The sequence below is a fragment of the Mesorhizobium sp. M2E.F.Ca.ET.209.01.1.1 genome, from assembly GCF_004010375.2.
Classification (GTDB): domain Bacteria; phylum Pseudomonadota; class Alphaproteobacteria; order Rhizobiales; family Rhizobiaceae; genus Mesorhizobium.
In genome coordinates, this window is sequence record NZ_SADP02000005.1 from 92,968 (window position 1) to 105,220 (window position 12,253).

Consider the following 12,253-nt stretch of genomic DNA (forward strand, 5'->3'; position numbering starts at 1 on the left):
GGTCGCGCGTTCTGCCTCTCGCGGGAATTTGGCCGCGAGGGGCATTTTCATTCACGACCGTCGTTGTCAGCCGGGGCTGTGAGGGGGCGCTGTGAGTACGCTGAGATCCAAGTCGCAATTGGACCGCCGCCAGATTTTGAACGCGCTCAAGGCCTTCCGGCGCGGTGATTTCTCTGTCCGCATCGACAATGTCTATGAAGGCCTCGACTCAGATATCGCAGACACCTTCAACCAGATCGTGGAGATTAACGATCAGGTCACGCGCGAGTTCGATCGGCTGAGCCGGGTGGTCGGCAAGGACGGGCGGATCGGCGAGCGCGGCCACGTACGCAATGCCACGGGCAGCTGGGAAACAAGCGTCCGCTCCGTCAATGATCTGATCGAGGACATGGTCCAACCGACCACGGAGGTGGCTCGTGTCATCGGTGCAGTTGCCAAGGGCGACCTGTCGCAAACGATGATGGTGGAGATCGACGGCAGGCCTCTGCGAGGCGAGTTCCTCCGTATCGGCAAGGTCGTCAACACGATGGTCGGACAGTTGGGGTCCTTTGCTTCGGAGGTGACGCGCGTCGCCCGCGAAGTGGGCACCGAAGGCAAGCTCGGCGGCCAGGCGCGGGTGAAGGGCGTGGCCGGCACCTGGAAAGACCTGACCGACAACGTCAATGCCATGGCGACCAATCTCACCGGGCAAGTCCGCAACATCGCCGAAGTCACCACGGCCGTCGCCTCAGGCGACCTGTCGAAGAAAATCACCGTCGATGTGAAAGGCGAGATCCTGGAGCTCAAGAACACCATCAACACGATGGTGGACCAGCTAAATTCATTCGCCTCGGAAGTGACGCGCGTGGCGCGCGAGGTCGGCACCGAAGGCAAGCTCGGTGGTCAGGCGCGCGTCGAAGGCGTCGGGGGCACCTGGAAAGACCTAACCGACAACGTCAATTCGATGGCCGAGAACCTTACGGGCCAGGTCCGCAACATCGCCGAGGTGACAACGGCCGTCGCGCTCGGCGACCTTTCGAAGAAGATCACCGTCGATGTGAAGGGCGAGATACTCGAACTGAAGAACACCATCAACACGATGGTGGACCAGCTCAACTCGTTCGCCTCCGAGGTGACCCGCGTGGCGCGCGAGGTCGGTTCCGAGGGCAAGCTGGGAGGCCAGGCTCAAGTGCGTGGTGTCGCGGGCACCTGGAAGGATCTGACGGACAATGTGAACTCGATGGCCGAGAACCTGACCGGGCAGGTTCGCAATATCGCCGAAGTGACGACGGCGGTCGCGTCTGGCGATCTGTCGAAGAAGATCACCGTGGCCGTCCAGGGCGAAATCCTGGAGCTAAAGGACACCATCAACACGATGGTGGACCAGCTCAATTCCTTTGCGTCGGAGGTAACGCGCGTTGCCCGCGAAGTCGGCACCGAGGGCAAGCTTGGCGGCCAGGCCGATGTGAAGGGCGTCGGCGGCACCTGGAAGGACCTGACGGACAGCGTCAACCTGATGGCGGCAAACCTCACCGGCCAGGTGCGCAATATCGCCGAGGTAACCACGGCCGTCGCGCGCGGTGATCTGTCGAAGAAGATCACGGTCGACGTCAAGGGCGAAATCCTGGAACTGAAGGACACCGTCAACACGATGGTGGATCAGCTCAACTCTTTCGCCTCGGAGGTGACGCGCGTGGCCCGCGAGGTCGGCTCGGAAGGCAAGCTCGGCGGTCAGGCCCATGTCGAAGGCGTCGGCGGCACCTGGAAGGATTTGACCGACAACGTGAACGCAATGGCCGGCAATCTCACGGTGCAGCTGCGTGACGTCTCCAAGGTCGCGACGGCAATCGCGACCGGCGACCTTACCCAGAAGATCACGGTCGATGCTCTGGGCGAGATTCTGCAGATCAAGGACGTCATCAACACGATGGTCGACCAGCTCAACTCGTTTGCCTCGGAAGTGACGCGCGTCGCGCGCGAGGTAGGTTCGGACGGCAAGCTGGGCGGGCAGGCGCAGGTGCGCGGTGTGGCGGGCACGTGGAAGGACTTGACCGACAATGTCAATGCCATGGCCGCGAATTTGACGGGCCAGGTCCGCAATATCGCCGAGGTGACGACCGCTGTCGCGCTCGGTGATCTTTCCAAGAAGATCACGGTCGACGTCAAAGGCGAGATCCTGGAGCTGAAATCCACCATCAATACCATGGTCGACCAGCTCAACTCCTTCGCCGGCGAGGTGACGCGTGTCGCCCGAGAGGTCGGCACCGAGGGCAAATTGGGCGGCCAGGCCCAGGTGCGCGGCGTCGCGGGCACTTGGAAAGACCTCACCGACAACGTCAACTCGATGGCGGAGAACCTAACCGGTCAGGTGCGCAACATCGCCGAAGTGACCACCGCCGTCGCACGCGGCGATCTGTCGAAAAAGATCACCGTGGACGTCAAGGGCGAGATTCTGGAGCTGAAGTCGACGATCAACACCATGGTCGATCAGCTGAACTCCTTTGCCGGGGAGGTGACGCGCGTGGCGCGCGAGGTGGGCACCGAAGGCAAGCTTGGCGGCCAGGCCCGCGTCGAGGGCGTTGCCGGCACCTGGAAAGATCTGACCGACAATGTCAACCTGATGGCCACCAACCTTACCAATCAGGTGCGCGGCATCGCGGATGTCGTGACCGCGGTGGCGCAAGGAAATTTGCGCCGCAAGCTCACGGTCGACGCCAAGGGCGAGATCGCTTCGCTGGCCGATACCATAAACGGCATGATCGAGACCCTCGCCACCTTTGCCGACCAGGTGACCAACGTCGCGCGCGAGGTCGGCATCGAAGGCAAGCTCGGCGGCCAGGCTCGCGTGCCGGGCGCGGCAGGGCTCTGGCGCGACCTGACCGACAATGTCAATCAGCTGGCAGCCAACCTTACCACCCAGGTGCGGGCCATCGCGGAAGTCTCGACCGCGGTGACGAAGGGTGATCTTACGCGCTCCATCAGCGTCCAGGCCTCAGGCGAGGTGGCGGCGCTCAAGGACAACATCAACGAGATGATCCGCAACCTCAAGGATCAGACGCTGAAGAATGCGGAACAGGACTGGCTGAAGACAAATCTGGCGCGGTTCTCGCGCATGCTGCAGGGCGAGCGCGATCTGGCGACGGTGTCGCGTCTGATTATGTCGGAGCTGGCACCGCTGGTGAATGCGCAATACGGCGTGTTCTATGTGACCAACCGGGAAGAAGACGAGTCCTATCTCGAGCTCGCGGCGTCCTACGGCGCAGAAAGCAAGTCGGCGATGAAACAGCGCCTTGATTGGCCCGAGGGCCTAGTCGGCCAAAGCGCCGCCGACAAGCGCGCGATCGTCCTCGACAATGTGCCGCCGAACTTCCTGCGCATCACATCGGGCCTCGGCAACGCCACGCCGGCCAACGTCATCATCCTGCCCGCGCTCTTCGAAGACGAAGTCAAGGCGGTGATCGAACTTGCCTCCTTCAGCGAATTCCGCGACACGCACCAGTCGTTCCTCAACCAGCTGATGGAGTCTGTGGGCATCGTGCTCAACACGATAGCGGCGACGATGCGCACCGAAGGGCTGCTGAAACAGTCGCAATTGCTGACTTCGGAATTACAGGCGCGCCAGGCGGAACTGACCAAGAAGCAGGAAGAGCTGCACGCCACCAACGAGGAGCTGCAGGAAAAGGCTCAGTTGCTCGAAAACGAAAAGAAGCAGGTGGAGAACAAGAATCTCGAAATCGAAATGGCTCGGCGGGCTCTTGAGGAGAAAGCCGAACAGCTCGCCCTGACCTCCAAATACAAATCCGAATTTTTGGCCAATATGAGCCACGAGCTCCGCACGCCGTTGAACTCGCTGCTCATTCTCTCGAATCTCCTGGCCAGCAACCAACAGGGAAATCTCAACGACAAGCAGGTCGAGTTTGCCCGGACCATCAATTCGGCGGGGACCGACCTGCTCAGCCTTATCAACGACATTCTCGATCTATCGAAGATCGAGTCCGGCACCGTCTCCGTCGAGATCAACGATATGCCCTTGGCGCATCTGCGCCAGCACATGGAGCGCACTTTCCGCCAGTTGGCCGCCGACAAGGGATTGGGCTTCACAATAGAGCTTGACCCGGGACTTCCGGAGACGGTGCGCACCGACGAAAAGCGGCTGCAGCAAATCGTCCTCAACCTGTTGTCGAACGCATTCAAATTCACGTCGAGCGGTAAGGTCAGCCTCACACTCAGGCCGGAGAAGACCGCGCGGCGGAACGGCGCTCAGGCGCCGAAGGCGCTCGCTATCGCGGTCACCGATACCGGCATCGGCATTCCCGAGGACAAGCAGAAGCTGATCTTCGAAGCTTTCCAGCAGGCCGATGGTACCACCAGCCGCAAATACGGTGGCACAGGGCTCGGCCTGTCGATCAGTCGTGAAATCGCCCGGCTGCTCGGAGGCGAGCTGAGGGTGGAAAGCACGCCAGGCAGGGGCTCGACATTCACGCTCGTCATCCCCGTCGAAGGTCCGAGAGCCGTTCCGCAGCCCGGGATTGCCGGACAGGAGATGTTGGCTCCCGCGGCCGGTGTTTCCGTTCCGGAACTCGTCGATGATCGCGATGTCCTCTCGCCCGAAGACAGGGTAGTGCTGATTGTTGAGGACGATCCTACCTTTGCGGGACTGTTGCTGGGTATGGCGCGTTCGGCGGGCCTCAAAGGCGTGTTGTCCACCGCGGGCTCCGGGACGGTGGCGCTGGCGAGGAAGCTGGTTCCGGATGCAATCACGCTGGACCTCGGCCTTTCGGACATAGATGGCTGGGTGCTGTTCGATCTTCTGCGGCACGACCGCAAGACCGCGGGCATCCCGATACATGTCATCTCGGGTGCGGAAGATACGGCTGGCCTGTTGCGCAGTGGCGCCGCCAGCGTCTCGACCAAGCCGGTATCGTCGGACGACCTTATGAAGGTATTCGAGGACATTCATTCGAGCAAGTTGCGCCTCCAGCGCAATGTCCTGATCGTGGATGCCGATCCCGAGCGGCGGCTTTCCCTGGTCGAAGCGACCCGCGACGGCGTCACTTCCGTAACGCCTGTCGGTAGGATCGCCGCAAACGGTCGGGGAATAGACTTCGATATCTATGACGCGATCGTGCTGGGTTTTGGCAGGTCGGGCAAGGACAACGCGAAGATGATTGAGGAGATCGCGGCGTCGCTTGAGAGCCTGTCAGCCAAGCTCGTGTTCTTCGCACCACATCCGGAGGCCCTGGAGCAACTGATCGGGCTCAAACCGCAGTTGGCGGATGTTGCCCGTGCCGAGAATCTTGACCAGTTGGCGCTGCTGATGTCGGCGACAGTGCCGCGGGACGATCATACCGATGGGGCTGTGCCCTCCCAAGGATCGGATAAGACTGATCTTGCCGGCGCCAAAGTACTCATCGTCGACGACGACATTCGCAACATCTATTCGCTGACCAGCGTGCTCGAAACATATGGTATTCAGGTTCTGCACGCCGAGCGAGGTCGCGACGGCATCGAGTTGCTTCAGCAAAATCCAGACATGGACGTCGCGCTCATCGACATCATGATGCCTGAGATGGACGGCTATGAGACGATGCGACAAATACGCGGCACGCCGCCAATCGCGCGTGTCCCCCTAATCTCGGTGACTGCCAAGGCGATGAAGGGCGATCGGCAGAAGTGCCTTGATGCGGGTGCTTCGGATTACATAGCCAAGCCTGTGGATCTTGACCTTCTGCTGGCGCTGCTCCGGGTCTGGATAGGGCGATCGAGACAGCACGCGCAGCCGGCAGAGAAGCTCGTGGCGGCCATGTGATGGGTTGCCAATGCAAAGCACGGTGAACACCAAGGCCGAGCAGCGCGCAGTCCCGTCAGAGGTGGCGCAAGGCGCGCGAATCCTCGCCGTGGATGATGACGATCGCAATCTCCTGGCGATCAGCGAAGTCTTGGCAGGAGTGGGCGAGGTTGTCTGCGCCCAGTCCGGCGAGGAGGCGTTGCGCTTCCTTTTGAAGGAAGAGTTCGCCGTTATCCTCCTGGACGTGCTGATGCCGGGATTGGACGGATATGAGACGGCCTCATTGATCCGCCAAAGAGAGCAGTCGAGACGCACCCCGATCATCTTCCTGAGCGCGATCAACAAGGAAGAAGCGCATATGCTGCGCGGCTACGACGCCGGTGCGGTCGATTTCGTCTTCAAGCCCTTCGATTCCGTTATGCTGCGTTCGAAGGTGGCCGTCTTCGTCGAATTGCACGAGAAGACCCTGGAAATCCAGCGTAAGGCGATCGTGGAGCAGACGCTGCTGGAGCAGGCGCTGGAGTCGCAAAAGTCGAGGCTCGAGGCGGAGCGAGCGCTGCGTGCCGCGGAGCAGCGTCAGGAAGCCATACTGCAATCGATCCCGGTCTGCTTTCATGCCCGGTCACTAGATCCGCCTTTTGACTCCCGCTTTGTCACCAGCGGGATCGAGCGGTTGACAGGATTTTCTCCCGAGCGGCTGACGTCTGAGCCTGGCTTCGGCCTGAGCCGTGTACATCCGGACGACTTGTCCGATGTCGAAGCCGCTCTTCGTGGGGCCAAGGTGGCCGGGTCCTATAGCTGCGAGTTCCGCTGGCAGTGCGCGGACGGCAAATACCGAAGCTTCCTCGACCAGGGCGTCATCTCGCATAATCCAATGGACAACACGGACGAGATTGTCGGCACGCTGCTCGACATCACCGAGCGGCGCGAGCTCGAAGACAGGTTGCTCAAGGCGCAGCGTCTTGACGCGATCGGCAAGCTTACCGGCGGACTTGCCCATGACTTCAACAATCTGCTCGCGACGATCCTCAGCGGGCTCGGCCTGCTCGAGCGCAGCACCGCGCTCGATGAGCAGGCGAAGAAAGTGCTCGACCTAACAAGGCGCTCGGCTAAGCAGGGCGCCGATCTCGTTAATCGCATGCTCGCCTTCTCCCGGCGTCAACATCTGAAGCCCGAACCTTTGCAACTGGCTGCACTCGTCGAGCCGCTGAACGGGCTCGTCGCGCCAGTGCTTGGAGGTCTGGTTCGTTTCGAATGGAAAATCGACGACTCAATCTGGCCTGTGCTGGTGGACGCAGGCCAACTCGAACTCGCGCTCATGAACCTGGTTTTCAATGCGCGCGACGCAATGCCCACGGGCGGTTCGATCACGGTCCGCGCTGAAAACCGCGCCATCGCCGATCGTTCCGACGAACTAGGCGCCGGAGACTATGTCGTCATCTCGGTCATCGATACCGGTTCCGGCATTCCGGCCGATCTCCTGGCGAAGGTCATAGAGCCCTTTTTCACGACGAAACCCGTTGGCAAGGGCACCGGCCTTGGCTTGAGCACCGTCTACGGCTTTGCAAAGCAGTCAGGGGGCACGCTTCGGATCGAGAGTGTTGTCGGGCGAGGCACTGCGATGCAGCTGTGGCTGCCGCGATCGTTGAAGCATCCGGCCCGATTGATCGAACAGGGACAGGTCAGCCAGCCTCGCGTTGACGGCACTGGCGCCCAGCCGTCTGTTCTGTTGGTCGACGACAGCGATGCTCTTCGCGATCTGACGGCTGCGTCATTGAGGCAAAGCGGCTTCGAGGTGACATGCGCCGCCGGCGGGGCAGAGGCACTGGCCAGGATCGAGAAGGCTCCGCAGGATTTCGAGGTGATCGTCACTGATTTCGCCATGCCACTCGTGTCAGGTTTGGACGTGATCCGATTTGCGCGCAACCTCAAGGCAGACTGGCCCGCAGTCATCATTACCGGCTATGCCGACACCAAGGCGATCGGCGATCTGCCGGCCGATGTTCCTTTGCTCGCGAAACCTTTCAAGGACGAGGAGCTTGTCGAGTCCATCCTGCAGGCCAAACAGACGCGTGGCCGGACCTGAAATCGAATCGGGCGATCTCGTCAGTCTCACCCGCGCCTGGCCACCAGCCGCAGCCATGGCGCCAGATGGAAGCCGGCCATCAACAGATACATTGGCGTCATGCCGCCGAGCACCGGGGCGCCCGACATGCACATCATGTCGTGGGCGTCATAGACGGCCGTCAGCAGCGCCATCATGGCGAAGGTTGGCGCCGCGGCGAGGCACAGCCAGTCGGCGAGGCCAAAGCCGCTCAGGCCGGTCGGGCGAGGGGAGTCAATGCTCATGATAGCCACCTTCTGAGGGCAGGTTTTCAAGCTCATAGGAATAGGGCGAAGTGATCGGCTCCGGCGGCGCGGTTCGCGCCGCCGGAGTCGCTTCACGTTCAGGCGCTCTTGTTGCGGAACGCCGCTTCGCCGGCATCCGAGACCTCGACCCATCTCTGATCGGGGGCGGCGCCCGCTTCGTAATTGTCGTGCCAGTTCCACCACTTGTAGGTCTGGGTCTGCGGGTAGCCCTCGGGCGAATCCTCCCACACCTCCTGGCGGCCGAGCGGGGTAACGTCGAGATAGCTCCACACGGTGCCGAAAGCCTCGTCGCCGCGGTTGTTGACGAAATAGGTGCGGAAGATGCGCTTGCCGTCATGGATGAAGACGTTGTGGCCGTGCCATTGATCGACGCCGAAATCCTTATCCCAGCTGTCGGTGATGCTGTACCAGGGCATTTTCCAGTCCATCTGTCGCTTCAACCGCTGGATGTCGGCCTGCGGCGCGCGCGAGGCATAGGCAAGCGTGGTGTCGCGGGCGTTGAGATGGGCGAGGTTGCCGACCATGTCGGCGCCGAGCGAGCAGCCGCGGCAGGCATGTTCCGGCCAGCCATAGACGCCCGGCTCGAAGAAGGCGCGGTAGATGACGAGCTGGCGGCGGCCTTCGAAGAGGTCGAGCAGGCTCGCCTTGCCGTTCGGGCCTTCGAAGACATAGTCCTTCTTGACTTCCATCCACGGCATGCGGCGGCGTTCGGCGGCCAAAGCATCGCGGGCGCGAGTGAGGGTCTTTTCCTTCACCAGCATCTCTTCATACGCGCCTTCCCATGCTTCCTGCGAAACAACCGGCGGTGTCTTCATGTGTTGGGTCATTGCTCTTGTCCCGTTCTTGGGTTTGGTTGGGGGTGACAGGGACAGACATAGGCCGCATGGTTCGATGGTGAGAGTTACAAGTGTGACGCGATTTGCTCCGGCGCACCCTGAGACGGCGGCATGGACTCGCTGATCAACGCCGCTGGGCGCGCTCTTGCCGCGGGCGATCCGCTCGGCGCCTTGAAGCGCGTCGCCCTGCGCGACGACGCGCCGGCGCTGGCGCTGCGTGGCATCGCGATGGCGCAGCTCGGCGATTTCGCCAAGGCCAAGGCGTTGCTGAAGGACGCGGCGAGGGCCTTCAGTTCGAGGGAAACCGTCGCCCGCGCGCGCTGCGTCGTCGCCGAGGCCGAGATCGCGCTGGTCTCGCGCGACCTCGGCTGGCCGGAGAAGGCTTTGCGATCCGCGCGCGCCACGCTTGCCGCGCATGGCGACCGGCTGAACGCCGCCTATGCTGGCAGCCTCGAGGCGCGCCGCCTCATCCTGATCGGCCGGCTCGACGAGGCCGAGCGGCTGCTCTCGGACTTCGATCCGGCGCCGCTGCCGCCGGTCGCGCGCGTCGCGCATGAACTGGCCGCGGCCGGCATCGCGGTCCGGCGCCTGAGGACAAAGGCGGCGCGCTCGGCGTTCGGCCGGGCATCGCTGGCCGCTTACGAAGCCAACATCCCGGCCTTGAAGGCGGAGGTTGAAGCGGCGTCCCTGGTTATGAATACGCCGGTCGGCCGGCTGATCGCGCGAGGCACCGAGAAAGAGCTGCTGCTTGACGAGGTCGAAGCGTTGCTGACCTCGGGTGCGCTCGTCGTCGATGCTTCGCGCAACGTCGTCCGGGTGGCCGACGCGGTCGTTTCGCTGGCGACAAGGCCGGTGCTGTTCGCGCTGGCGCGCACGCTTGCCGAAGCATGGCCGGCGGATGCCTCACGCGAGGCGCTGCTGAGGCGCGCCTTCCGGGCAAGACACGCCGATGAATCGCATCGCGCGCGGCTGAGGGTCGAGATGGGGCGGCTGCGTGCCGAGCTGTCCGCCCTCGCGGAAATCAACGCCACGACAGCCGGATTCACGCTCACGCCGTTCGACGCTACTGAAGTCGTCGTGCTGGCGCCGCCTGTCGAGGAAGAGCACGGCGCGGTGCTCGCCTTCCTGACCGATGGCGAGGCTTGGTCGAGCTCGGCCCTGGCGATCGCGCTTGGCGCCAGCGCGCGCACCGTGCAGCGGGCGCTGGAAGAGCTGTCGACGCAGGACAAGGTGCAGGCGGTCGGCCGCGGCCGGGCGCGCCGTTGGATGATGCCGCCGGTGACTGGATTCCCGACTGTCTTGTTACTCCCGGGTCCGCTGCCGACCGACTAGTCTGCCGCCATTATTGGAATGGAGATCGAAAATGAAACGAGCCGCTGCCGAGATCCTGCGCGAATACGGACCGTTCCCCGGCATCGACCGCGTCAACGGCGTGACCTATGACGGCAAACATGTCTGGTTCGCCAGCGGCGACAAGCTGAACGCGCTCGATCCCGACAGCGGCAAGATCGTGCGTTCGATCGATGTCGCCTCGCATGCCGGGACTGCCTTCGACGGCGAGTATCTCTACCAGATCGCCGAGGATCGCATCCACAAGGTCGACCCGAAGATCGGCAAGGTCGTTGCAACCATTCCTGCCCCCGGCAACGGGGGTGATTCAGGGATGGCCTGGGCCGAGGGCTCGCTCTGGGTCGGCGAATACCGGGCGCATAAGATCCATCAGATCGATCCTGAAACGGGCAAGGTGATCCGCACGATCGAATCGAAGCGCGTCGTCACTGGGGTCACCTGGGTCGACGGCGAGCTCTGGCATGCCACTTGGGAGGGTGAGGAGGGCGACCTGGTGCGCGTCGATCCCGACACGGGCGACGTGCTGCAGGAACTGGCGATGCCCTCCGGCGTGTCAGGCCTGGAATCCGATGGCGGCGGCTGCTTCTTCTGTGGTGGCGGCAGCAGCGGCAAGATCAAGGCCGCAAAACGTCCGGGACATAAAGCAATTCCAGGAAAAGTGTGAGCGGTTTTCCGTCCGGAATTGCGTAAAAACGAGGAGATAGAGCGGTTCGCCGTTTCCGCGAAACGGTGAAACGCTCTAGCGCGGCAAGTAACGGACCGGTGGAAGGGGCGGCTCGGTCAGGCCGCTTCGCGCGCTGGCCGCGGCATGGGCTTGCTGGTCGCCTTCGCGGCGTTCGGCTGGTCGACATGCGCCCAGGCCGGCCGCTCGAACAGGAAGGTGCCGAAGCCGATGCGCTTGACGATGAAATAGAGTACCACCGGGCTGACGACCGAGACGAGCAGCACGGCAAGGCTCAGCATGCCGGTGTCGGTCAGGAGGCCGCTCGCCAGCATGACACCGCGGAAGATCGACATCGGGATGGTGAAGGCGACATAGACGACCAGCGAATGCTCGCCGAGCCAGCGCAGCCATTCCATCGAGGCGAACTTCGACAGGAAGCCGCCGGCGACGCAGAGCGCCACCCCGCCGGCGACTGCCAGCGTAAGATGCAGCGGCGGCCATGCCGCCAGGCCCATCTGCATGCCGACCGGCTGCATGGCATAGCCAGGCGAATAGACGAGCAGGCCGTTGACGAGCGCCCAGGCAAGCAGACCGGCCACAGCCAGGGCCGGGCGATCCTGTGTCCACGCCACCAGCCGGAAGATCAGCGGCGCCAGCACGAAGCCGAGATAGAAGAACACGAAATAGGCCGCGAGCTGCTCGAGCGCGTAGCTGTCCGGCTTCGGCGCCCACATCTGCAGCGCGGCGGCGATCGGGATGACGACCCAGTGCGGCACTCTGAATTCGCGCAGCACGCGGATGACGATCCCGAAGACCGCCAGCATATAGATGAACCACAGCACGCCATAGGGCTGGACGACGGCCATTGCGAGGTCGTGCAGCATGCCGGCGGGGTCGCGGCTGAAGAGGCCGATCTTCAGCCCGATCGAGATGAGCGCCCAAAGCACGTAGAAATAGAGATAGTGGATGACGCGGCGGTCGACATAACGCCGCCACGGCCGGTCGATGACCTGCGACAGGAACAGGCCCGAGATCAGGAAGAATTCCGGCATGCGGAAGGGCGTTGCGAAGCCGATGACATAATGCAGGAAGCCGACCCCGCCGGTGTATTCACCGGTGTTGTAGGCCGAGTACATCATCACCACCAGGATGATGGAAAGGCCTTTTGCCGTGTCCACCCACGGCATGCGGTTGGGGTTGCTCATGCGCGATCTCGAGGAAAATTCAACTGCCAAGATTGTAGCGGACCGGCGAATGCCCCGCAGC

The 12,253-nt window shown here is 62.8% G+C and carries 6 protein-coding genes and 1 pseudogene; 4 read left to right on the top strand and 3 right to left on the bottom strand.

Annotated features, from left to right (window positions below; genetic code table 11):
* Positions 1–91 precede the first annotated feature (91 nt).
* Positions 92–5,788 (top strand): HAMP domain-containing protein, encoded by a 5,697-nt coding sequence (locus EN852_RS11900; RefSeq protein WP_246694252.1) that lies wholly within the window; start codon positions 92–94, stop codon positions 5,786–5,788.
* Between the two features lie 22 nt (positions 5,789–5,810).
* Positions 5,811–7,853 (top strand): response regulator, encoded by a 2,043-nt coding sequence (locus EN852_RS11905; protein WP_246694253.1) that lies wholly within the window; start codon positions 5,811–5,813, stop codon positions 7,851–7,853.
* Between the two features lie 26 nt (positions 7,854–7,879).
* Here EN852_RS11905 and EN852_RS11910 read toward each other — a convergent pair.
* Positions 7,880–8,068: pseudogene (locus tag EN852_RS11910) on the bottom strand (hypothetical protein); the annotation flags it as partial.
* 146 nt (positions 8,069–8,214) lie between these two features.
* Positions 8,215–8,964: a DUF899 family protein gene (locus EN852_RS11915; RefSeq protein ID WP_127873916.1), complete on the bottom strand. Its 750-nt coding sequence runs from the start codon at positions 8,962–8,964 to the stop codon at positions 8,215–8,217.
* A 120-nt stretch (positions 8,965–9,084) separates the two neighbouring features.
* Here EN852_RS11915 and EN852_RS11920 point away from each other — a divergent pair, with 120 nt between their 5' ends.
* Positions 9,085–10,305: a helix-turn-helix domain-containing protein gene (locus tag EN852_RS11920; protein ID WP_127873915.1), complete on the top strand. Its 1,221-nt coding sequence runs from the start codon at positions 9,085–9,087 to the stop codon at positions 10,303–10,305.
* A gap of 31 nt (positions 10,306–10,336) precedes the next feature.
* Entirely contained in the window at positions 10,337–10,987 is a 651-nt protein-coding gene (locus EN852_RS11925) for a DUF5074 domain-containing protein (protein ID WP_127867669.1), read from the top strand.
* Between the two features lie 116 nt (positions 10,988–11,103).
* Here EN852_RS11925 and EN852_RS11930 read toward each other — a convergent pair whose 3' ends face one another.
* Positions 11,104–12,192 carry an acyltransferase family protein gene (locus tag EN852_RS11930; protein ID WP_127873914.1) on the bottom strand — a complete coding sequence of 363 codons (1,089 nt, stop codon included), beginning with the start codon at positions 12,190–12,192 and terminating at the stop codon, positions 11,104–11,106.
* Positions 12,193–12,253 lie beyond the last annotated feature (61 nt).